19 protein-coding genes are annotated in these 22,985 nt (G+C 38.1%); 18 read left to right on the top strand and 1 reads right to left on the bottom strand.

Annotated features, from left to right (window positions below; genetic code table 11):
- Positions 1–52 precede the first annotated feature (52 nt).
- The 18 genes from D8Q48_RS06715 to D8Q48_RS06630 all read left to right on the top strand — a co-directional run bounded on the left by D8Q48_RS06715 (position 53) and on the right by D8Q48_RS06630 (position 22,593).
- On the top strand, positions 53–1,432 hold the full coding sequence (locus D8Q48_RS06715) for an MATE family efflux transporter (RefSeq protein ID WP_243116247.1): 1,380 nt from the start codon (positions 53–55) through the stop codon (positions 1,430–1,432).
- Positions 1,433–1,735: 303 nt separating this feature from the next.
- Positions 1,736–3,022, top strand: a complete 1,287-nt coding sequence (locus tag D8Q48_RS06710) for an MFS transporter (protein ID WP_117989726.1) — start codon at positions 1,736–1,738, stop codon at positions 3,020–3,022.
- 183 nt (positions 3,023–3,205) lie between these two features.
- Positions 3,206–4,126: a sugar phosphate isomerase/epimerase gene (locus D8Q48_RS06705; RefSeq protein ID WP_121055984.1), complete on the top strand. Its 921-nt coding sequence runs from the start codon at positions 3,206–3,208 to the stop codon at positions 4,124–4,126.
- 93 nt (positions 4,127–4,219) lie between these two features.
- Positions 4,220–5,332, top strand: a complete 1,113-nt coding sequence (locus tag D8Q48_RS06700; RefSeq protein ID WP_117989728.1) for a Gfo/Idh/MocA family oxidoreductase — start codon at positions 4,220–4,222, stop codon at positions 5,330–5,332.
- A 79-nt stretch (positions 5,333–5,411) separates the two neighbouring features.
- Positions 5,412–5,807: a DUF6379 domain-containing protein gene (locus tag D8Q48_RS06695; protein ID WP_117989729.1), complete on the top strand. Its 396-nt coding sequence runs from the start codon at positions 5,412–5,414 to the stop codon at positions 5,805–5,807.
- A 13-nt stretch (positions 5,808–5,820) separates the two neighbouring features.
- Entirely contained in the window at positions 5,821–6,876 is a 1,056-nt protein-coding gene (locus D8Q48_RS06690) for a TIM barrel protein (protein ID WP_022076242.1), read from the top strand.
- A 101-nt stretch (positions 6,877–6,977) separates the two neighbouring features.
- Positions 6,978–8,033 (top strand): Gfo/Idh/MocA family oxidoreductase, encoded by a 1,056-nt coding sequence (locus D8Q48_RS06685; protein ID WP_118724597.1) that lies wholly within the window; start codon positions 6,978–6,980, stop codon positions 8,031–8,033.
- Between the two features lie 175 nt (positions 8,034–8,208).
- Positions 8,209–9,660 carry an FAD-dependent oxidoreductase gene (locus D8Q48_RS06680; RefSeq protein ID WP_121056019.1) on the top strand — a complete coding sequence of 484 codons (1,452 nt, stop codon included), beginning with the start codon at positions 8,209–8,211 and terminating at the stop codon, positions 9,658–9,660.
- Between the two features lie 106 nt (positions 9,661–9,766).
- Positions 9,767–10,294, top strand: a complete 528-nt coding sequence (locus tag D8Q48_RS06675; RefSeq protein WP_117989732.1) for a nitroreductase — start codon at positions 9,767–9,769, stop codon at positions 10,292–10,294.
- 17 nt (positions 10,295–10,311) lie between these two features.
- Positions 10,312–10,653 (top strand): ester cyclase, encoded by a 342-nt coding sequence (locus D8Q48_RS06670; RefSeq protein ID WP_121055982.1) that lies wholly within the window; start codon positions 10,312–10,314, stop codon positions 10,651–10,653.
- Entirely contained in the window at positions 10,647–11,807 is a 1,161-nt protein-coding gene (locus D8Q48_RS06665; RefSeq protein WP_121055980.1) for an MFS transporter, read from the top strand. Before D8Q48_RS06670 ends, D8Q48_RS06665 begins: the two co-directional genes overlap by 7 nt.
- Positions 11,808–11,810: 3 nt before the next feature.
- The gene (locus D8Q48_RS06660; RefSeq protein ID WP_121055978.1) at positions 11,811–12,746 is read left to right on the top strand and encodes an ROK family glucokinase; all 936 of its coding nucleotides are present in this window, start codon (positions 11,811–11,813) and stop codon (positions 12,744–12,746) included.
- An 84-nt stretch (positions 12,747–12,830) separates the two neighbouring features.
- On the top strand, positions 12,831–14,948 hold the full coding sequence (locus D8Q48_RS06655) for an FAD-dependent oxidoreductase (RefSeq protein WP_121055977.1): 2,118 nt from the start codon (positions 12,831–12,833) through the stop codon (positions 14,946–14,948).
- 1 nt (position 14,949) lies between these two features.
- A complete protein-coding gene (locus D8Q48_RS06650; protein ID WP_121055975.1) occupies positions 14,950–16,149 on the top strand; it encodes an NADH-ubiquinone oxidoreductase-F iron-sulfur binding region domain-containing protein in 1,200 nt (399 codons plus the stop codon).
- A 270-nt stretch (positions 16,150–16,419) separates the two neighbouring features.
- Positions 16,420–18,816 carry a helix-turn-helix domain-containing protein gene (locus tag D8Q48_RS06645; RefSeq protein ID WP_121055973.1) on the top strand — a complete coding sequence of 799 codons (2,397 nt, stop codon included), beginning with the start codon at positions 16,420–16,422 and terminating at the stop codon, positions 18,814–18,816.
- Between the two features lie 195 nt (positions 18,817–19,011).
- The gene (locus tag D8Q48_RS06640; protein WP_118737896.1) at positions 19,012–19,938 is read left to right on the top strand and encodes a flavodoxin family protein; all 927 of its coding nucleotides are present in this window, start codon (positions 19,012–19,014) and stop codon (positions 19,936–19,938) included.
- Positions 19,939–20,172: 234 nt separating this feature from the next.
- Positions 20,173–21,144: a flavodoxin family protein gene (locus D8Q48_RS06635; protein WP_117989740.1), complete on the top strand. Its 972-nt coding sequence runs from the start codon at positions 20,173–20,175 to the stop codon at positions 21,142–21,144.
- A gap of 54 nt (positions 21,145–21,198) precedes the next feature.
- Positions 21,199–22,593 (top strand): MFS transporter, encoded by a 1,395-nt coding sequence (locus D8Q48_RS06630; RefSeq protein ID WP_117989741.1) that lies wholly within the window; start codon positions 21,199–21,201, stop codon positions 22,591–22,593.
- Positions 22,594–22,693: 100 nt separating this feature from the next.
- On the opposite strand, the gene D8Q48_RS06625 is transcribed toward D8Q48_RS06630, so the two are convergent.
- Positions 22,694–22,969, bottom strand: a complete 276-nt coding sequence (locus D8Q48_RS06625) for a hypothetical protein (protein ID WP_117989742.1) — start codon at positions 22,967–22,969, stop codon at positions 22,694–22,696.
- Positions 22,970–22,985 lie beyond the last annotated feature (16 nt).

The following is a 22,985-nucleotide window of genomic DNA, read 5'->3' as shown; positions in this document are numbered from 1 at the left end:
ATAATTTTGGAACACTGAAACAAAAGGGAAAATGGAATGAGAGGAAAGAAAAGTGAATAAGTTAAAACGATTATTCGCACCAGTGGATATGACGGTCGGAAGACCATGGGAAGACATTCTGATCTTTACGATACCGATGCTGATAGGAAACATTGCACAGCAGCTTTATAATACTGTTGACAGCATCGTGGTTGGAAGATTTGTAGGAGATAACGCACTGGCTGCCGTTGGAAGTGCAGGTCCGATTTTAAATCTGCTGATTGTATTGTTTGTCGGAATTTCGGTAGGAGCAAGCATTATGGTATCCCAATATCTTGGAGCCAGAAACAGAGAGGCGTTATCGGGAACAATCGGAACTTGTATTGTATTAACGGCAATTGCATCATTGGTCATTATGGTAGTTGCTACGTTGGTAGCAAGACCACTTCTGGAATTGCTGAATACACCGGAGACAATTTTAGACTGGTGTACATCTTATTTGAGAATTCTCTTTTTAGGTGCAGCAGGGCTTGCGTTTTATAATATTTTAAGTGGTGTACTTCGGGGATTGGGAGACTCGATGTCAGCCCTTTTATATCTGCTGGTAGCAAGTGGGTTAAATATTGTGTTAGATTTACTCTTTGTAGTAAAATTTGACATGGGAGTAAACGGGGTTGCACTTGCAACTGCAATTGCACAGGGAATTTCAGCAATTTTGTGTGTGAGAAGACTTTCAAAATTAACTGAGCTCTTTGATCTGAAGTGGAAATATATCAGGTTAAATAAACATCATGCAGGAAATATCATTCGACTGGGCGTTCCGTCAGGAGTGACACAGGCGATGATCTCAATGGCGATGTTGATCGTACAGTCATTGACGAACAGTTTTGGAGAGCAGTTTATTGCAGCAAATGTAATTACGATGCGTGTGGATGGATTTGCGATGCTTCCGAATATGTCATTTGGTAATGCAATGACGACTTATGCAGGACAAAATGTCGGAGCAAACCAGTATGAACGTGTTGCTAAGGGAGCAAAACAGGGACTCTTTATGGGAGTCGGAACATCGGCGGTCATCACAGGGTTGATCTTAATCTTTGGTAAGCCGTTGATGGGAATCTTTACAAGTACATCAGAATTGGTAGATTTAAGTTATCATCTAATGCAGATTCTTGCGGTAGGATATCTGGTTATGTCAGTTACACAGGTGCTGTCTGGAATTATGAGAGGCGCCGGCGATACAATGACACCAATGTGGATTTCCATTGTACAGACAATCATGATTCGTGTACCACTTGCGTATCTGCTTGTCTATGCATCCAGAAGCACAGCGTTCCCACAGGGAAAACGAGAATATATTTATCTGTCACTGGTTATTTCATGGGTGATCGGAGCGTTAATTACTACTTTCTTCTATAAAAGAGGAAAATGGAAAACAAAAGCAATTAAATAAAAAAGGAAAAAAGCAGATGCAGGTTTCAAATTCGAAACCTGCATCTGCTTTTTGAAACGAAGGTTTATGAAAGAAAAGAATGGAACAGAAATATGCACGCTGAAAAATGGCGAAAAAGATAATATGAGGATATCAAACATAATAAAGGAGGGTAGGAAGAATAAGTGAATAGCAACATTGCTAAAGATGGGAAAGTCGGACGAAATGAAAAGTTCTATTTTTGATAAAAGAATATAATCTGTCAGTCATATTTTATTTAAAAATAGACTCTTGAAAATTCGAACGAAGAAAGGAAGGGAAACAATGGAAAAACTGAAAGGAAAAGATTATTTCTCATTTGGAATTGGAAACGTGGCATCCCAATTATCATGGACAATGGTAAGTTCGTATCTGACATTATTTTACACAGATGTATTTGGATTGCAGGCAGGAGCTGTTGCAATATTGTTTTTGGTAGCAAGAATATGGGATGGAATTAATGACCCGATGATGGGTGCGATTATGGAGCATACACATACAAAATACGGAAGATTCCGTCCTTATATTGCAATCGGTGCTCCGTTGTTAGTTGTATTTACAATTTTAACATTTACTGTACCAGGTTTTGGTAGTGTGGGAAATCTGATTTATGCTTACATTACATATATCGGACTGGGAATGGTTTATACAATGACGAATGTGCCATATCTTGCATTGCCAGCAGTTATGTCAAATGATCCGAAAGAAGTGAATAAGTTAAACACAGCACAAATGATGGGAATGGTAATTGGTATGATTGCTTTACAGTTATGTACATTACCATTAGTAAATTATTTTGAAGGTATCTGGCCGGGAAGAGGATATCAGATTACAGCAGGAGCATATGCAATTGTTGCATTACCACTTTTCTGGTTCTGTGCGAAAAACTGTAAAGAGAGAATTACAGTAAAGAAAGAAGAGCAGACTTCTACAAAAGAATCATTAAAATATGTGCTGAAAGATCGCAATGCTATGTCTGTTATTGCATACACAACATTGAATATGATTGGAATGATGGGAAGAATTGGATGTGCAACATACTTTTACATTTATGTTGTTCAAAACTTTGCTTTAATTACTGTGTTTATGATGATGCCAATGTTTGTAGGTGCAATCGTAATGCCTTTTGGACCAAAAGTGATTGATAAACTTGGAAGAAAGAAAACATTGTATGTAGCTCTGATTTTTCAAACAGTAGGATGCCTTATGATGTTCTTTGGACCTTATACAAATATTCCGTATTTGCTGCTGGCACATGTTGTATATGGAATCGGATATATTGGTGGAGCGTGTGGAAGTTCAATGTTAGTTGATGTAGTCACAGATATTCATGATAGAACAGGTGCAAGACCGGATGGTATATTATTTTCAATGAACAGTCTGGCAGGAAAGATTGGGCAAGCAATTGGTTCTGCACTTGGAATTGCTATTATTGGATGGTTTGGATATGTAGCTGGAAAAGACATTACAAATGAAGTCAGAAACGGAATTCAAATTGGTGTAAACTTAATGCCGGCAATTGTATATGTATTAGCACTGATACCGGTAGCTATGTACAAGCTGGAAGACTAAAGAAAGCGAACGAAAGAAAAAGAAGACAAAAAAGATATATCTTTTTTTGTCCTCTTTTTTTGTACAAAAAGAAAGAGTCCAAATACTGTATGAAATTAGGTTAATTTTGTGAAAGCACGCCGGAAATATATTTTATATAATGGAATCAAGTTAAGAGAGAAAAATGAAAAGGAGCGAAACAGCATGAAATTAGGATTTGTAAGTGCAATTCTTGATACTTGGAGTTATGAAGAAATGATGGATTTTGCATCAGATCATGGGTTTGAATGCGTAGAAATTGCCTGCTGGCCACAAGGTAAAGCAGAGAGAAGATACGCAGGAGTAAGTCATATAGATGTAGATAAAGTCCTTGCAGACGATGAGTATGCAAAACATATTCTTGACTACAGTAAAGAGAAAAACGTAGAAATTTCTTCTCTTGCATTTTATCCAAACACAATGGATGGAGATTTAGAAAAGAGAGCTTCTGTAGTAGAACATTTGAAAAATGTAATCCGTGCAAGCCATAAGCTTGGCATTGGTATGGTTACAACATTTATCGGAAGAGATCAGACAAAGAATATCGAAGAAAATCTGGAGCTTGTAAAAGAAGTTTGGCCACCGATTATCAAACTTGCAGAGGAAGAAAATGTAAAAATAGCAATCGAAAACTGCCCAATGTTGTTTGGACCAGACCAGTGGCCGGGCGGACAAAATTTAATGACAACACCGGCTATATGGAGAAAAGTATTTGCAATTCTTGATAGCGATAATCTGGGAATCAATTACGATCCATCACATTTTGTATGGCAGATGATCGATTATATTAAACCGATTTATGAATTCAAAGATAAAATTTTCCATGTTCATTACAAAGATATTAAGCTTTACAATGACCGTTTGAATGATTGCGGAATTATGGCATATCCACTTGATTTTATGTCACCAAAGCTTCCGGGACTGGGAGATGTGCGATGGGATAAATATGTATCAGCACTTACAGACATTGGATACGACGGATATACATGTATTGAAGTGGAAGATAAAGCTTTTGAAGGAAGTAAAGAAAAAGTAGAGCAGTCTCTTGTTTTAAGCCAGAGATACTTAAAACAGTTTGTCATCTAACAACGAGAAAACAAAACAAGAACTGCGTAGCAGACATTTGTTGTGAAAAGAGCCCGATAAGTAAATTATTTAATTAATAAAAGGAGGAACCAAATGGGAAAATTAAGAATTGCAATCGTAGGTTGTGGAGGAATCGCAAATCAGAAACATATGCCATCTATCAAAGCAAATGCAGACAAAGCTGATATGGTAGCTTTCTGTGACATCATTCCTGAGCGTGCAGAAAAAGCTGCAAAAGAATATGGTGTAGAAGGTGCTAAAGTTTACACTGATTATAAAGAGATGCTTGCAGATACAAGCGTTGAATTTGATGTCGTACATGTATGTACACCAAATGTGGCTCACTGTCCGATTACAGTAGCTGCTTTTGAAGCTGGAAAACATGTAATGTGTGAGAAGCCAATGTCTCACAATACAGAAGATGCACGTAAAATGATTGATGCATGGAAAAAATCAGGAAAGAAATTCACAATCGGTTATCAGAACCGTCTGCGTGATGACACTCAGACATTGCATGCATCTTGCGAGGCTGGAGAACTTGGAGAAATCTATTTTGCAAAAGCACATGCACTTAGAAGAAGAGCTGTTCCTACTTGGGGCGTATTCCCTAATAAAGCCCTTCAGGGCGGCGGTCCTTTAATCGATATCGGAACACATGCACTTGATATTACACTGTGGATGATGAATAACTATGAGCCAGAATCAGTATCAGGACAGGTATTCTACAAGCTTGGACGTCAGGAAGATGGCCCTGCAGGAAATGTATTCGGACCATGGGATCCTAAGACATTCGAAGTAGAAGACTCAGCATTCGGTCTTGTAAAAATGAAAAATGGTGCAACAATCTACCTTGAGGCATCTTGGGCACTGAATGTACTGAAATCTATGGAAGCTTCTACAACTCTTTGCGGAACAAAAGCAGGTGCTGAAATTCACCACGGCGGAAGCTACCCACAGGATGAACTGATCTACAACACAGTAGAGCATAATCAGTTAATGGAAAAAACAATCTCACCTGCAGGTGTTGTTGATTTCTTTGAAGGCGGAGCAGCAGCAGAGGCAGTTCGTGAGCAGGAGCAGTGGCTCAATGCAATCATCAATGATACAGATCCACTTGTAAAACCAGAGCAGGCATTTGTTGTAACACAGATTCTCGAAGGAATTTACAAATCAGCAGAAACAGGAAAAGAAGTATTCTTTGACTAAGATAAATATTGAGAATACCGGTATTTTTTAAGCAGTATCGGTATTCTCAGCTATAAATTAGGAAAGCGAGGAGTTAAAAATGGCTGGCAGACAGATTTATAATCCGGCTGGATTTAAAAATATAGAAGAAAACGGAAAGGTAACAGGTTACCAGTTCCAGTTTAAAGCACAGTATTATCGTGGAATTACATTGTCAATCGTTCGTGATATCCAGATCAATGTAGACGGAGAGGATGTTAAAAGAGAAGACATTCGTTTCACAGTAAATGGAGAAACATTTACATTGGAAGAAATGCGTACAGTTGTAGATTCAGATTATCGTTGGGAATTTGGCGACTATGCAACAGTATCTGTGATTAAAGAAGGTGGACTTGTAAAAGGAAATCATCACATTCATGCAAGACAGATTATTGCACCGTCATATATGCCATTTCAGATTGAAGCAGATTGTGACGCAGATTTCGTGATTGAGTAGGAGGAACTTGAAGATGAGTTATGATATTAAAAGAAGTGTTTCCCTGTATAGTTATCAGGATGAATATTATGATGGAAAATTGGATCTTGAGGGGTGCCTTAGAGAAACAGCAAAAACAGGAGCAACAGGTGTAGAGCTTCTTGCTGAACAGATGATCCGCAGATTCCCATTGCCGATTGAAACAGAAGAATTCAGAGCACAGTGGTTTGGCTGGCTTAAAAAATATGGTCTTGAGCCATCATGCTATGATGCATTTTTGGAAAACAAAATTTATGACAATCGTACATTAAGTCTTGGAGAGCAGATTAATATGATGAAGAGAGATATCCGTCTCGCTTCTATGATGGGATTTCCTACACTTCGTACATTGGTTTCTACACCGATGGATGTTATCGAAGGAAGTTTAGAGTATGCAGAAGAAAAAAATGTAAAAATCTGTCTTGAAGTACATGCACCATTTTCTTTGAACTCAGGATGGGCTGACGGATATATGGAAATGATTAAGCGTACAGGAACAAAATTCTTCGGATTTATGCCTGATATGGGAATCTTCTGCAAGAACATCCCAGATGTTGTAAGAGATAAAGCAAGAAGAATGGGTGCATCAGAAGAATGCATTAAGATTGTGGATGATGCTTATGCACAGCGTGTTGCAAAAGGATTTACAAAGATTAAATATGATCTGAACCTTGGAAAAGCAAATATGGAATATCGTATGGCAAACGGAATGAAAGAAATGATGGATGCTATCGAAGCAGCTGGTGGAAATGATGCAGACCGCTGGTATGGAAATGTATCGTTTACATATTCTTGGTCTGAGCCACAGGATATTATCGATAATATTGATTACATTTATCATACACATGCAAAATTCTATAATGTTCACGAAGATTATGTGGAAACAGCAGTTGCAATTCCTGAAGTAATCGAGGCGTTTAAGAAAGCTGGATATAAAGGATATTTAAGTTCAGAGTACGAAGGTGGAGAGCATTTGAGAGATGTTGGTGTTGATAGTATCGAACAGGTACGTCGTCATCAGGAAGCTATGAGAAGAGCAATTGAAGGATAAAAAAAGGCTAGATTTAAGATTCAGAGGAGGGAAAACCCTTGTCTGAATCTTGGTCGTTAAGGATATTGATAATAAAAAGATAAAAATCGGAGGGATAAATGATGGAAACAGTTAAATTAGGTATTGTTGGATTTGGATTTATGGGACATTGCGATGCTGATATGATGAGTACATTTGATGATAGTGAGATTAAACTTGTAGCAGTAGCAGATACAAACCCAGAGCAGCTGAAGGATGCACCGGAAGGTGTTGAAACATATAACAGTATTGAAGAAATGCTTGAAAAGGCAGATATTAATACAGTTATGGTATCTACTCCAAACCCAAGCCATCCAGAAATGGTGAAAAAAGCTGCAGCGGCTAAGAAAAATGTAATCTGTGAGAAACCGGCAGCAATGAGTGTTGCACTTTTTGATGAAATGGTAGCTGCATGCAAAGACAACGGTGTATTATTCACTGTTCATCAGCAGAGAAGATGGGATAAAGATTATCGTATCATGAAAGAAGTATATGACAAAAACATGGTAGGAGATATGTATGTGATTAAATCTCAGCTTTATGGTTTTAATGGAAATATGCATGACTGGCATGTATACCCAGAGATGGGTGGAGGAATGCTTTATGATTGGGGTGTTCATTTGATTGACCAGATGCTTGATATGGTAAAATCTGAAATCGTATCCCTTTATGCAGATGTAAGAAATGTTATCAATGAAAATGTAGATGATTACTTTAATATCATTATGAAATTCAAAAATGGTGTAACAGCAGAGATTGAACTGGGAACATATTATCTGACACCAAAGCGTGCATGGTTTATCGGTGGTAATAAAGGATCTGCTATCATCGATGGATTTAATGGAGAAGGTAAGATTGTTCGTACTGCACACTTGCTTGAAAATGTACCTGGCAAAATTACAATGACAGCAGCCGGTCCTACAAGAAGCTTTGGCCCGGCAGCACCTGGACTGCTTCAAGAAGAAGCATTGCCGGAGGTTAATGTAAATCACAGAAATTACTTTGAACATTTTGTGAAAGCATTTAATAAAGAGGAAGAAGTTATTATAAAACCAGAACAGGTTAGACGTGTGCTGTGCGTGATGGATGCAGTACGTGAGTCAGCAAAAACAGGAAAAGCAATCGCATTTGAAGCATAATACTATACAGAGAGCAAAAAAAGTATCTTCTTTTTTGCTCTCTGTAATTTTTTTGACAGAAGTAAAGACAAAAAAATAATGTATTTTGGTATAAAAAGCAGTATATGATGATACAAAAACAAACTAAAATAAAGATAAATCAAAGAGATAAATCATGAAAAGTGAGGGAAAAAACATGGCAGATTATGAAACACAAGTAGTTGTAATTGCAGGAGGTCCATCCGGATTATCAGCAGCTGTTCAGGCAGCAGAAGACGGAGCTGAAGTTATCGTTCTTGAGAAAGCAGCAGCAGTTGGTGGAGCAGCTAACATGGGAATGGGACCACTTGGTATCGGAACAAAATATCAGAAACAGCAGATGGAAGATGTAACAGTAGAAAAAGCATTTAACATGTTTATGGAATATACTCATTACAATGTAGATGCAAGACTTGTAAAACGTTACTTCGAACAGTCAGCAGAGACAATTGAATGGCTGGAAGATATGGGTGTTGAATTCGAAGGTGCTTATCGTTACTTCCCAAAATCAGAGCCAACATGGCATATCGTTAAAACAGATCAGGGAATCGGACCTAGAGCCGCATCATTCATGAACAAAGCTTTGTATGCAAGAGCCCAGGAATTAGGAGTAAAGGTACTTCTTGAGACACCTGCTAAAAAGATTATTATGAAAGATGGAAAAGTTGCAGGTGTTCTTGCAACAGACAAAGATGGTAAAGAAATTGAAGTTGCTTGTAAAGCCGCAATTATTTGTACAGGTGGAGCAGGATGCAACAAAGAATTTATTGAAAAAGAGACAGGTTACAAACATGGTGTAGATATGTTCAACTTTGCTATTCCTGGAATGATGGGAGACGGACTTCGCATGGCATGGGAAGCAGGGGCTGATCACCTTCCGGTAAGAATTGAGCAGGCAGCTGCAATCGAGGGTGTAGATGATCTTCCGGGAAGCGTTGGAAACATCATGGGACAGCCAAACTTGCTTGTTAACTTACAGGGTAAACGTGTTATGAACGAAGATCATATGCAGAATACGACATTCCTCTCAAATGTGTGTTCACATCAGAAAGGTAGAGTCTGCATCAGTATTGTAGATTCATCAATTGCAAAATATTACATGAGAAATGGTGTAGATAACGTATCTATGGTTCGTCCTGATCCAGATGTATCAGATTTCGCAGATGCAATCAAGATGGCACAGGAGAACGGAAATGAAGGTCTGTTTATCGCAGATACAATCGAAGAACTTGCAGAAATGGCAGGAATCGATGTAGATAATCTTGTAGATACAGTAGAAGAATATAATGATTTCTGCGACAGCGTAGATGAAGAATTCTTCAAAGATAAGAGATATTTAAGACCAATCACAAAGGCTCCGTTCTATGGTGCAAGAATCCGTCCAGGCGGATATGGAACAGTTGGTGGAATCCGTATCAATGAGAATTGCGAAGCTTGTGATAAAGACTTCGAGCCAGTTCCAGGATTGTATGCAGCAGGAGCAGATGCTTGCAACATTTACGATGACAGTTATATGTTCTTACTTCCAGGAAACTCTATGGGATTTGCTGTTAATACAGGACGTATCGCTGGTATGAGTGCTGCGGAGTATGTTGAAGATGAAGACTAATTCCTAAGTAACCGCAAACAAATAATGACAGAATAGAAGATGAGCAGAAGCAGGTAATATAGCTTCTGCTCATCTGGGATAAAAGGATAATATTGGAGGAATTCAAATGAAAGAAACAGTAACAGACATTCTGAATCGTAGAAGTGTAAAAAATTATAAACCAGACCAGATTACAGATGAAGAACTGATGACTGTATTGAAGGCTGGAATGAATGCTCCTTCTGGTGGTAATAAACAGTCTCCGATTTTTATTGCAGTACAGAATAAAGAATGGATCAAGAAGCTTTGTAAATTAAATGCAGAGATTGCGGGAGCACCGGAAGGTGTCGATGTATTTTACGGAGCACCAACCATTATTCTTGTACTGGCAGAAAAAGGTGTCGGCAATCCGGTAGAAGATGGAAGCCTTTGCCTTGGAAATATGTTCAATGCGGCATATGCACTCGGCCTCGGATCCAGATGGATCAATCGTATCCGTGAGACATTTGAGACAGATCTTGGAAAAGAACTGTTAAAAGAAGCTGGTTACGAAGGTGAATATATTGGAGTGGGTTCTTGTATCCTTGGATATCCTGCAGAGGGATTCCCGGGACCAATCGAAAGAAAGCCAGATTATTTTAAAATAATAAAATAAAAATGGAGGACAAAGACATGGAACAGAAAAATAAAGAAGTAATTCGGAAATTCTATCAGGAATTTTTTAATGATCATATCGTAGAATCTGCAGATAAATATGTGAGAGAAGATTATATTCAACATAATCCAGGTGTTGATCAGGGAAGAGAAGCATTGAAAACAGCGTTTGCTGACAAATTTGTTGAGCATCCAGATTTCCGTTTGAACATTCATATGATGATTGCAGAGAAGGATATGGTTGCTGTTTATTTGAAAAATGTTGATCCAGAAGGTAATACAAAATGCCGTGTTGTAGATATTTATCGTCTGGAAGATGGAAAACTTGCTGAACATTGGGATGTACTTCAGCCATGTTAAACATAAATAAGAAAAAAATAGCAGTCAGCATTTTCTTCACAGCATTTGCATTTGGATTAAACATTGTAGGAATTTCACCGGTACTTGGAATTATCAATGAAAAGTATCAGCAATATGGAACAAGTGCGATACAGCTTTTACAGACAATCCAGTACCTGCTGATTATGGTTGGCTCCCTGATGATTGGATGGCTGACAACAAAAATCAGTAAAAAGAAGATTGTTCTGGCAGGATTGGCTATTATTGGAATCTGTGGATTGATGCCATTTTTCTCAGACAACTTTTGGGTTCTGGTTGTATCCAGAGTATTGATTGGATTTGGATTTGGTATTACAGGTCCGATGAATACAGCAATCGCAGCAGAATTGATTCCGGAAGAAGAACGTGCAGGTTATATGGGACTTCACGTAGTCGGCATGGGAATCGGAACGATGGCAGGAAGTATGCTCGGTGGTACGCTGGCAGGATTCAGTTATCGAAACTATTATCTCGTTTATCTGATTCCATTCATCGCAATGGTTGGTGTTCAGGCACTTCTGGTAGAAACACCACCGACAAAGACAGAAAAGGCATCGGATATGAAGCTGAATAAGATGGTATATCTGATTTCATTCGCATCTTTTGCACATACATTGTTTATTAATGCATACAGCACGAACATTGGAATTTACATCGCAGAGAATATATCAAATAATCCTGGACTGGCAGGTATGGTGACATCAGTAAATGCAGCATTTGCACTGGTAACAGGTATGATTTTCTCAAAGATATCTGCAGTGTTAAAAAACTTTACGTTACCATTTTCAATTTTGACTGCAGCAGTCGGATATGGACTGGTATTGACAGTACATGGCATGGCAGGAGTATTGATTGTAAGTGCGCTTTGCGGAGTGTCATTAAGTTGTTTTATGGCAACCGGATCTTATCTGCTTTCAATTTCTGTTGAACAGGAAGCAGTAGCAAAGGCAAGCGGGCTATTTTCCATTATCGGCGGAATCGGTGGACTGATCGCTCCAATCTTTATGGGAAATGCGGCAAGAATCGTATTAGGTGAAAATACAGCGGTGAATCAGTTTGTAATCGCATTCTTCGGAATGTTGAGCTTTGGAGTGATCGCAGCAGTGATCATGATGAAAAAGAAGGAGAATAAGTAAACTATGAAAAAATATGGTTTTGGTGTTGATATCGGAGGAACAACCTGCAAGATAGGTCTCTTTGATATGAGCGGAACAATTTTAGAAAAATGGGAAATTAAAACGAACACAGAAAATCATGGTGCAGCAATCTTAGATGACGTTGCAGCAGCTGTGTTAGGTAAGATGGAAGAGAAAGGCATCGTAAAAGACGATGTACAGGGAATCGGACTTGGTGTTCCGGGACCGGTTGACAGTGAAGGAACTGTTCATAAATGCGTAAACCTTGGATGGGACGTTATCAATGTAGAAAAAGCTTTAAATGAGAAGACAGGTCTCTTTGTAAAAGCAGGAAATGATGCCAATGTAGCAGCTCTCGGTGAGATGTGGCAGGGGGGCGGAAAAGGTCACCAGAATGTAATTATGGTAACACTCGGAACAGGTGTTGGCGGTGGTATCATCGTTGATGGTAAGATTATCGCAGGTTCACACGGAGCTGGTGGAGAACTTGGACACATTCACATGAATGATGATGAGACAGAAGCTTGTGGATGTGGAAATAAAGGATGTCTGGAGCAGTATGCATCAGCAACAGGAATCGTCCGTATGGCAAAGAAACAGCTTGCAAAAGAAACAAGAAATACAAAGCTGAAAGCATTTGAACCTTTAACAGCAAAAGATATTTTTGATGTTGCAAAAGAAGGGGATGAAGTAGCACTTGAATTAGTTAATGGACTTTGCACAATGCTTGGAACAGCACTGGCAAATGTTGCAGCAGTAGCAGATCCTGAGATTTTCGTTATCGGCGGCGGAGTATCCAGAGCTGGAGACATCTTGATTCAGGGAATCCAGAATAAATTTAAAGAGAAAGCATTTCATGCATGTCGTGCAACAAGCATTTCGCTTGCAACACTTGGAAATGATGCAGGAATGTATGGTTGTGTAAGATTATTATTTTAATAAAAACAGGAAAGAAATCTGTCGGGTTCGATTTGAATTCGGCGATTCCGATAAAACCATAAGGTTATGAAAAAGGAGGAAATTATGGCAGTTATTACAATTGATGGGAAAAAAATAGAAGTCCCAGAAGGTAAAAATGTCCTGGATTGTGCGTTAGATGCAGGCATTTATATTCCACATTTGTGTCACCATAAAGATTTGAGCCCACTTGGTTCATGTCGTATGTGTGTAGTAGAAGTAGAAGGGCAGGAGGGTGTAACAACTTCTTGTACATTAAAAGCAAAAGACGGAATGAACATTACCACAAAGAGTGATAAACTTGAACGTCTTCGTATGTTAGCATTAGAGCTTCTTTTAGCAGGTCATCCGGAGGACTGTTCAACATGTCCAAAATATGGTAACTGTGAATTACAGATGTTAATTCAGTATATCGGACCAAAGACAGGTCGTTTGAAATTACGTACAAAAGGTTTCAAACAGAATGAAGAAAATCCATTGATCATTCATGATATGAACCGTTGTGTACTTTGCGGACGTTGTGTGCGTGCATGTAACGAACTTCGTGGAGTAAAAGTTCTTCAGTATCAGAAGAAAGAACTGGAAACATATGTAGGAACTGTACATAATAAACTGTTAAAAGATGCAGATTGTCGTTTCTGTCAGGCTTGTGTAGAAGTCTGTCCGACAGGTACGATTCGTGATAAACTGATGAATTCAGAAGTGAAGAAAGAGGATGCCGTAGTGCCATGCCGTCATGCATGTCCTGCACATACAGATATCCCTCGTTACATCAGACACGTGAAAAACGGAGAATATGATGAGGCAGCAGCCGTTATTCGTGAGAAAGTTCCATTCCCTAAGGCTCTTGGATACATTTGTAGTCATGTATGTGAATTACAGTGTAAGAGAAAAGAAGTAAGTGATCCAATGGCAATCCGTGACATCAAACGTTATGCAGCAGAGCATGATACAGGTGCTTACTGGAAAGGCAAAGGAAAACAGCTTGCAGATACAGGAAAGAAAGTATGTGTTGTAGGAGCAGGTCCTGCAGGTCTGACAGCAGCATATTACTTAAGAAAACAGGGACATGATGTAACATTGAAAGAAGCCCTTCCAACAGTTGGTGGTATGATGGCTTATGGAATTCCTGCATATCGTCTTCCAAGAGAAATCATTGCTGAGGAAGCAAAAGTAATCGAAGAGCAGGGCGTTAAGATTGAAGTAAACGCAAAAGTTGAGAAACCGGTAGATTTGTTGAATGAATATGATGCAGTATTGATGACAATCGGTGGACACAAAGGTGTTCGTCTTCCAATGGAAGGAAGCGAACTTGACGGAGTTATCCTGAATGCTGACTTCTTACGTAACTGCAGCATGGGTAAAGAAACAGGCATGGGCAAACGTGTTATCGTTCTCGGTGGTGGAAACGTTGCATTTGACTGTGCAAGATCTGCAAAACGTCTTGGAGCAGAAGAAATTCATCTGGCATGTCTGGAAGCAAGAGAAGTTATGACAGCCGATGATGAAGAAATCGAACAGGCAAAAGAAGAGGGAATCTTCGTACATCCTGCACAGACATTTGAGAGAATTACAGGAACAGATCATGTAACAGGTGTTGATTTCATGAATGTGAAATCATTTACATTTGATGAAAACCGCCGTGCAATCATTGAAAAAGAAGAAGGTTCAGAGCATCACATCGATGCAGATACAGTTATCTTTGCAGTGGGTCAGAGACCTGATATCACAGAAGAAGCAGGTCTTGAACTTGGAAGAGCAAACAGTATCGCAGTAAAAGATATTGAACATGATAAGACAACTTCTGTAGAAGGTATCTTCGCAGCAGGAGATGTTATTTACGGAACAAAATCAGTAATCATGGCTATCGAGTCAGGAAGAGAAGCAGCTTCTCAGATTGACAAGTATCTTGGCGGAGATGGAGACATTTCTGAAGTACTTGCTCCTGAGCAGAAAGCAGATCCATATATCGGACAGTGTCCTGGATTCGGATATGAAGAAAGAAAACATACACAGGTTGATCCGGCAGAGAGCAGAAGCGATAACTTTAAACTGTTTGATCACGGAATTTGTGACGCAGATATCTGTGCAGAAGCTGGAAGATGTCTTCAGTGTGACTTACGTCTGCAGATTTCCAGACCAAGTCTCTGGGGCGATTTCGTAGAAAATAAGGAGGCTGAATAAGATGAGTGCATTAGAGAACGCAAAAAATGGAAGCAGTCAGGATGTCCTGAATAAAATCCAGGAAGCAAATCTTTCTGAGTATGGTTTATGTGCACAGCCATTATTCGACCGTCTGATGGCAGCGAAAGAAGAAAGTGCAGAGGAACAGAAAGAATTAGGTATTGTAGCAGCACTGAATAATGCAGATACAGATCATGCATTACTGGCAGTTTTAAAAGAACAGCCGGAGCAGGTGATGGAAGGAATTTCCATTGCTGCTTATGCTCTGGGAACAGAGAAAAAATCATTACAGATTCCGGAAGAAGAAACAGACCTTTTCGAGAGCTTGAAAGAAACAGCAGAGAAATATGGCGTTGAGCTGGTAAGTGGTATTGTGAATGTCCGTGCAGCAAAAGGAAGCGCTGTACTTCATATCGTTACAGTGAAAAATCTTGCCGATCTGTTTGACGGAGCTTACGAAGATGGTGTTTATGTATCAGTAAACGGAGCAGATCTTCAGAAAGTTGCAAAAGATAAAAAAATTGCAGAACTGATTGATACAGATGATGTAAAAGCGTTATACTTTGGATATGAGTATCATACACCGGAAGCTGCTGAGACGACAGTCGGTGAAGCTGGAATCACAAACGGTGTTGTACGAGTTCTGACAAGCAAAGACTGTATCGTACAGGGAGCACAGAAAGAACTTCTTGCTTCCAGAAAGACAAGCTGTGGGAAATGTGTATTCTGCCGTGAAGGACTGATTCAGTTAGAGCATATGCAGAAAGAAATCACAGAAGGAAGAGGAAAGGTTGAATTTATCGATCTGACAAAAGAAATCGGTGAAGCAATGTGCTACTCTACACCATGTTCTATGGGACAGGTATCAGCAAAAGCTGCCTTAAGTGCAACAGAGCTGTTCACAAAAGAATATGAAGAACATATTAAGAAGAAAAACTGCCCGGCAGGAGCTTGTACTTCTTTCGTTAACATTTACATTGATCCATCACTGTGTAATGGTTGTGGAGAATGTATGGATGTATGTCCAAAAGACTGTATCGAAGGAAAAGAAAAATACATTCATATGATCGATGATTTCGATTGTACAAAATGTGGTAAATGTATGGAAGTTTGTGATGAAGATGCTATCGTACAGACAACAGGTAAGTTACCAAAACTTCCAAACAGATTAACAAAGGTTGGTAAATTTAAGAAGAGATAAAATAATAAAGACAACCTTCAATTACTTGATTCAACATAAAAATGAGACCAGATGCAATTTTGCGTAGCTGGTCTCATTTTTTAATATTATTGAATGATTTTTGCTGTGCATAATACAAGAAGACAAAAAACAACATATAAAAATTGTTCTAATGCTACAAAGAAAATATGAAATAGGATGTTTATATAGGTGTTTTAAACAAAATTTTGCATAGAGGATAAAAGAATAAAACAATATAATGATACGTAGAATCACTGGGAGGGATGAAGGATGGATACGACAAGAAAAATAATGCAGTTTCATTTTATAGCGCAGGCAGAAACAGCAACACATTATCATCAGAATCCGGAAATGTTTTATGTACTTCGTGGAAATCTGGATATCAAGATTGATGACAAAATGTACAAAATGCAAAGTGGGGATATTGTCCTTATCAATGCAAATAAACGACATACAGTAATTGGAAATGAAGAACTTTTAGGGGCGAGATTTGAGATAGATTTTCATTTATTGGCTGAATATATGGGATCTATGCAGTTGCTTTTCTGGTGTAATACAGTGGCGGATCGAAATCATGCTTATAGTAATCTTAGAAGACTGCTAGATCGAATTTTAACGAGATATTTTGAAAAAGATGACAAGAGTGCATTGTATTTGAATGCGTTATATTTTGAAACATTATATGTATTGACCAGTAACTTTCTGGTAAAAGCAGATGATGTGAGGTTAAATTTAGAGGATTCGCAGGACCGTATGAGAATCCGTCAGATTCAAAATTATGTACAGGCGAACTATCAAAGTCAGATCAGTTTAAATGATCTTGCGGATCGGTTGTATTTGTCAAATGCATATTTGTCCAAATATATAAAAAAGAATTTGGGTATGACATTTATGGAGTATCTGAATAACGTACGTTTATTTCATGCGGTGGACGAATTGATGTATTCAGATAAAAATCTGACACATATCGCGTATGATAATGGATTTCCGACATCGGCATCTTTTACAAAAGCATTCCGCGAGATTTACAATGAATCCCCTAGTGAATATCGGAAGAAAATACAGGATGAAAAGGAAAAAGATGAAAAAGAAAAGATGTTGCAGCAGGAAGAAGAACAACGTATATTGGAGTACTTAAAATTTCGTGCACACAAAGAAAATCCGCAATCGACGAGGAAAAAAGAATACATCATCAATGCAGGAAATGTGAAGGATACATTGACAGATTGCAGTAAAGCAATCAGTATTGGGGATGGTTATTTACTTTTACAGTCAGAAGCACAACATCAAGTTGAAAAAATTCAAAAACAGACAGGGGTAAAATATGCCAGAATCTGGAATATTTTATCAAGAGAATATTGTTTTAGTGAAAAAGAAGGATACAATTTTCGAAGACTGGATCAAGTATTGGATTTTCTTCTGGATCATCATATGAAACCATATCTTGAAGTGGGAAGCAAACCCAGTCTGTTTATGTATACGCCGGAACGTAGCATAAATACAGAAAAATCAAAGATGGATTCCTATGATTTCAAAACTTTTTCTGAAATCACACGGGAACTGTGTGTTCATCTCGTCAACCGATATGGTGTAGAAGAACTGGAAACATGGTACTTTGAATATTGGAATGATCCATCTCTAAACATCACAGAACCGGATGGGGAATATTATCAGAGATTTGATCTGTTATATCAAACAATGAAGAATTATTCAGAAGAAATTTCGGTTGGCGGAGCCGGATTTATATTAGGATATGAAACGCTTGTATGTAAAAAAATTTTTCCTATATGGAAAGCACGTGAAATTCATCCGGATTTTTTGTCAGTCTGTTCATTTCAGTACATAGCGTTGGTTGAAGATGGAGGACGTCTCGGAAGAAAATCCATCGATTCGGAATATATGTTGAATCAGATTGAAATCATGAAAAATGTTATGGAAGAAACTGGATTTCAAATACCGGAATTTCATATTGATGAGTGGAACTTTACGATTTCAAACAGAAATGTATTAAATGACAGTTGTGAACAGGGGGCATACATTTTGAAAAACTGTATTGAAATGAATGGCGCAGTAGATATGATGGCATATTGGCATGCGTTGGATCTGTATTCGGATTACTATGATACGGATACAGTATTGAATGGAGATTCAGGTCTGATATCAAGGGATGGAATCTGTAAGCCATCTTTTTACGCATTTCAGTTTATGAATCGGTTATTGCCGAAAGTGTTGGAGAAGAATGACCACGCGATTGTTACAACAAATGGAAGAAATCGTTATGTGATTGCATGTCACAATTATAAAAGTTTATCTTCCCGTTATGTTTTTACAGATGAAGATGAAATTCAACTGGAAGATATAGAACAATATGTAGAAGATATTGATCCTATTAAGTTGAATTTTACAATTCAGAATGTAAAAGACGGAAAATATCTGGTGAAGATATATCGCGTGAACAGAGAATGTGGAAGTGTGCAGGACCTTTGGAAAAATCTGGATTATTCCAAAGGACTTATGCGTGATGAGGTAGATTATCTAAAGAGCAGTGCGATTCCAGGTATTGAAATGAAAACGATAGAAGTAGAAAATGGTGAGTTGTGTCTGACAAACAATCTGGAGATGCAGGAAATTCGCCTGATTGATGTTCAATATCGATATGATGTATAAAATTGTATATTGAAAGGGCAGGAAAATAACTGATTTTATTGACCCGTCCTTTTTTTTATGAGAAATAAAGGCAAATATTTACATATTTCAGGTAAAAAATATAAAAGTAAAGAGCACAAAAAACATGTATAGTAAATATATCAAATAAATAACTTGAAACGAGTTGTAAAATAAGTCAAAAGATGGAGGAAGAACATGAGTGAACGAAAAAAAGTATTGGGGTTGAATTTTGGACGTGTAAATGGAAATTGTAAAGGATTTTTAAAAGAAGCGATAAAAAATGCAGAGGCGCAGGGAGCAGAAGTTGAAATTATTGATACAATGAAAAAAGAAATCAAACCATGTATTGGATGTGGAGCCTGTTCCAGAATTCTTCAGAGCGGAAAGGGACAGATTAAATGTTGTCAGAAAGATGACTATGAAGAAATTTCCGATGCGGTATTGGCAGCAGACGCAATTATTGTTGCGGCACCGGTATATGTATTGGCTCCGACTGGACAGTTTAAAAACTTTGTAGACCGCTTTGGGCCTGCTCATGATAAGGCTTATATGTTATTTGAAAATGAGCTGCGTAAGGATACGAACGGCGAGGAATTAAATCCTGATTGTCTGAAGAGACATCTTGTATCTTATATTTCTGTAGGAGGAGCAACGACGCAGAACTGGGTGTCTTACGGAATTCCAGGTATGAATTTATTTGGTATGAGTCTGAATATGAAGGTGGTAGATCAGTTGGATGCATATGGTTCATATGTTCCGGACAATCATCAGAGATTATTAGAAAAGTCCGCAGAGATGGGAAAACATATCGTAGAAGCGTTAGATCAGAAAACAAGTGAGATTGAGTGGACATCAGATCCGGGAACATGTCCGGTATGTCATTGCAACGAAATGACCATGACAGGAACAACAAAAGTAAGCTGCCCGATTTGTGGTATTTACGGAAAACTTGTGGTAGATGGGGACGATGTAAAAGTTGAATTTTCGGAAGAAGAAAAGAGACGTAGCCGCTTGAGATTTACAGGAGTATTAGAACATCAGGTTGAGCAGGGAAGAAAGGACAGATATCCGAGATTTGATGAATATGTAAAGAAATTCCAGGCAATGCAGGATGAAATGTAAAACCAGATGATACTTTTATAAAAATTATTATCTGATAAAAGATGTAACAATTTTATACAAAGAAATTTTAAATTAAAAGAGGCAAGACAAAAATTGTTTAATAATTTTTGTTTTGTCTCTTTTTTTAGAAAAAATCATGACAAAATTATGAACTGAGAAAGGATGATTTGGGAGAAGTAGAGTTTGTGAAATAATTATACAATAAATTCATCAATTAAGAGATGGAGGAGAAATATGAAAGTATTAGGAATTTCTTTCGGAAGAAAGAACCAGAGAAGTGATGTCATGGTTAAAGAAGCACTGTTTGCAGCAAAAGCAGCAGGTGCAGAAGTTCAGTTCATCAACACAGTAACATTGAACATCGGACATTGCCGTGCATGTGATTACTGTAGCAGAAACCGTGATAAAGGTGCTACAGAGATTCACTGCTGTATGAAAGATGATTACCATATTCTGGAAGAAGCATGTCTGGAAGCAGATGGTATCATCATCGGAGCTCCAGTTTATGCAGTTGGTATTGTAGGACAGTTCAAAAACTTTGTAGATCGTTTTGGACCATCCCACGACAGAGCAGCATTGATTGAAGAAAACAAGAAACGTATTGCAGAAGGTAAATCAGAAGATGAATTACTTGACCCAAGATACTTCAAAGACAGATATGTTGGTTACATCTCAGTTGGTGGAGCACAGACTCATAACTGGGTATCATTGGGACTTCCAATGTTAGACTTATTCAGCTTCTCATTCTGCATGAAATGTGTAGGACATGTAGATGCTTATGATCAGGGAAGAACAGGACATCCATTATTTGATTCTGCTTTGATGCAGAAATGTTCAGACCTTGGTAAAGCTGTAGCAGAATCTCTTGGAAAACCTTATGATGAGGTTGATACATGGGTTGGAGAAGAGGGCGTATGTCCAGTATGTCACAATCCACTGCTTAGCATGAACGGAACAACACATGTTGAGTGTCCAATTTGCGGTATCTGGGGAACATTGTCTGTAGATGGAGACAAGGTAAATGTAGAATTCTCAGAAGAAGAAAAGAACAGAGCAAGAAATACTACAATTGGTATTTACGAGCACTACAATGAAATTCAGAACATGATCAAGGTATGTGTACCAAAACTGGTTGCAAACAAAGATACACTTCCAAAGATGATGGAGAAATACAAAAACTTTGATAAAGAAATCGAATCTATGTAATAAAAAATTTGCATAGATTGCTGCCATAAAACCGGCAGAGGGTAGGAGATCAAAATGGGTGAAAAAAAATTAAATGAATACGGTATGACACCGTTAACAGGAAAACATTATTTTGTATACGGACTTGGTAACTTTGCATCACAGCTTTCATGGACAATGGTAAGTACATATCTTTCTATTTTCTATACAGATGTATTTGGACTTGGAACTGGTGCAGTAGCACTTTTGATGTTAATTGCAAAAGTATGGGATGGAATTAATGATCCAATGATGGGAACTCTTATGGAGCGTACTCATACAAAACACGGAAGATTCAGACCTTACATTTTTGTGGGAGCCATTTTCCTTGTAATCTTCACAATCCTGACATTTACAGTACCAGGATTCGGAAGCACAGGTAAACTGATTTATGCTTACATTACATATATTGGTTTAGGAATGTCTTACACAATGACAAACGTACCATACCTTGCATTGCCAGTAGTTATGACACGTGACCCTAAAGAAATCAATAAATTAAATGCAGCACAGATGATGGGTATGACAATCGGACAGATTATCTTGAACTTGTTTGTGTTAAAGCTTGTTCTTTGGTTTGGTAAAGGAGATCAGGCTGCAGGATATCATTCAACAGCAATTTTACTTGCAGTTATTGCACTTCCAATGTTCTGGGCAGTAGCAATTCTGTCAAAAGAAAGAATCACTGTTAAGAAAGAAGACCAGGGTAAAGTAAGTGATGGTCTGAAAATGGTATTCAAAAACAAAAATCTTATGTGTGCAATGTTATACTGCTTCTTTAACATGTTTGGTATGTTAGGACGTATTTCAGTAGCAGTTTACTTCTATCTGTATTGTGTACAGAACTTCGCATTCATCACAATTTTTATGATGATGCAGATGATCGTCGGAACAATTATTATGCCATTTACACCAAAGGTAATTGACAAACTTGGAAAACGTAATACAGCAATCCTTTCAATGGTTATTCAGGGAGCTTCATTGATTGTATTGTTTGTAGGTCCTTATGAAAATATTGTATTTGACTTTATTGTATTGGTTGTATATGGTCTTGGATATGTTGCAGGTCCATGTGGAGCTGGTATGATGGTTGATGCAATCGACGATTTTGATGATAAATATGAAGCACGTAACGACGGTATGGCATTCTCATTCCAGGGATGTGCTATTAAAATCGCAACAGCTATTGCAAACTCATTGTTCCTGGTTGTTATGGGAGCATTCGGATATGCCGGTGGAGTTGATATGACACCACATATCCAGACAGGTATCAATATTGCAGCAAACCTTCTTCCTGGAATTGTATTCTTCGTAGGAATAATTCCACTTCTGATCTATGACCTGGATAAACCGGGACATATGGAAGCTGTAAGAGAAAGACTTTCAAAACGTGATAGAGAGAAAAAGGCTGCAGAGGCGGCAGCTAAGTAAGGTGGCTATACACGGTCCTTGCGAAAAAAAGATAGTTGAACTTCTAGTTCAACTATCTTTTTTTGCAAGAACCGTGTATTGGAAGTGGAAGGAAAAATTTTCAGTTATCGAGTTGTTGAATATTGGATAAGATGAAGTTTGCTTGCTCCAAATCTTTCTTTAGTACTAATATCTTATATTGATACATTTGTTCAGAAGGATTTCCGATGCTTCCGGTACGACCTCGAAGTGAGCCATGTATTGCCCATTGTCCGAGTTCATTTTTGACTTTGTAACGATAAGGAATATGCCGGGTATCCAATTCATCACGAATCTGATTAAATATTCGCATGTTTGTTCCAATCCATAAAGTGTCTGAATTAAAAAATGTGAACATGAGAAATCCCTCCTTT

This window comes from Ruminococcus sp. B05, from assembly GCF_003628495.1.
Taxonomy (GTDB): Bacteria; Bacillota; Clostridia; order Lachnospirales; family Lachnospiraceae; genus Schaedlerella; species Schaedlerella hominis.
This window is presented reverse-complemented; position numbering and strand designations above follow the sequence as displayed.

What these genes read in the sequence shown, in the direction of transcription:
- D8Q48_RS06635 (WP_117989740.1), top strand. Translation starts at nt 20,173, where the DNA reads ATGAAAGTATTAGGAATTTCTTTCGGAAGAAAGAACCAGAGAAGTGAT.
- D8Q48_RS06665 (WP_121055980.1), top strand. Translation starts at nt 10,647, where the DNA reads ATGTTAAACATAAATAAGAAAAAAATAGCAGTCAGCATTTTCTTCACA.
- D8Q48_RS06660 (WP_121055978.1), top strand. Translation starts at nt 11,811, where the DNA reads ATGAAAAAATATGGTTTTGGTGTTGATATCGGAGGAACAACCTGCAAG.
- D8Q48_RS06705 (WP_121055984.1), top strand. Translation starts at nt 3,206, where the DNA reads ATGAAATTAGGATTTGTAAGTGCAATTCTTGATACTTGGAGTTATGAA.
- D8Q48_RS06650 (WP_121055975.1), top strand. Translation starts at nt 14,950, where the DNA reads ATGAGTGCATTAGAGAACGCAAAAAATGGAAGCAGTCAGGATGTCCTG.
- D8Q48_RS06700 (WP_117989728.1), top strand. Translation starts at nt 4,220, where the DNA reads ATGGGAAAATTAAGAATTGCAATCGTAGGTTGTGGAGGAATCGCAAAT.
- D8Q48_RS06655 (WP_121055977.1), top strand. Translation starts at nt 12,831, where the DNA reads ATGGCAGTTATTACAATTGATGGGAAAAAAATAGAAGTCCCAGAAGGT.
- D8Q48_RS06625 (WP_117989742.1), bottom strand. Translation starts at nt 22,969, where the DNA reads ATGTTCACATTTTTTAATTCAGACACTTTATGGATTGGAACAAACATG.
- D8Q48_RS06680 (WP_121056019.1), top strand. Translation starts at nt 8,209, where the DNA reads ATGGCAGATTATGAAACACAAGTAGTTGTAATTGCAGGAGGTCCATCC.
- D8Q48_RS06630 (WP_117989741.1), top strand. Translation starts at nt 21,199, where the DNA reads ATGGGTGAAAAAAAATTAAATGAATACGGTATGACACCGTTAACAGGA.
- D8Q48_RS06695 (WP_117989729.1), top strand. Translation starts at nt 5,412, where the DNA reads ATGGCTGGCAGACAGATTTATAATCCGGCTGGATTTAAAAATATAGAA.
- D8Q48_RS06685 (WP_118724597.1), top strand. Translation starts at nt 6,978, where the DNA reads ATGGAAACAGTTAAATTAGGTATTGTTGGATTTGGATTTATGGGACAT.
- D8Q48_RS06710 (WP_117989726.1), top strand. Translation starts at nt 1,736, where the DNA reads ATGGAAAAACTGAAAGGAAAAGATTATTTCTCATTTGGAATTGGAAAC.
- D8Q48_RS06690 (WP_022076242.1), top strand. Translation starts at nt 5,821, where the DNA reads ATGAGTTATGATATTAAAAGAAGTGTTTCCCTGTATAGTTATCAGGAT.
- D8Q48_RS06675 (WP_117989732.1), top strand. Translation starts at nt 9,767, where the DNA reads ATGAAAGAAACAGTAACAGACATTCTGAATCGTAGAAGTGTAAAAAAT.
- D8Q48_RS06640 (WP_118737896.1), top strand. Translation starts at nt 19,012, where the DNA reads ATGAGTGAACGAAAAAAAGTATTGGGGTTGAATTTTGGACGTGTAAAT.
- D8Q48_RS06645 (WP_121055973.1), top strand. Translation starts at nt 16,420, where the DNA reads ATGGATACGACAAGAAAAATAATGCAGTTTCATTTTATAGCGCAGGCA.
- D8Q48_RS06670 (WP_121055982.1), top strand. Translation starts at nt 10,312, where the DNA reads ATGGAACAGAAAAATAAAGAAGTAATTCGGAAATTCTATCAGGAATTT.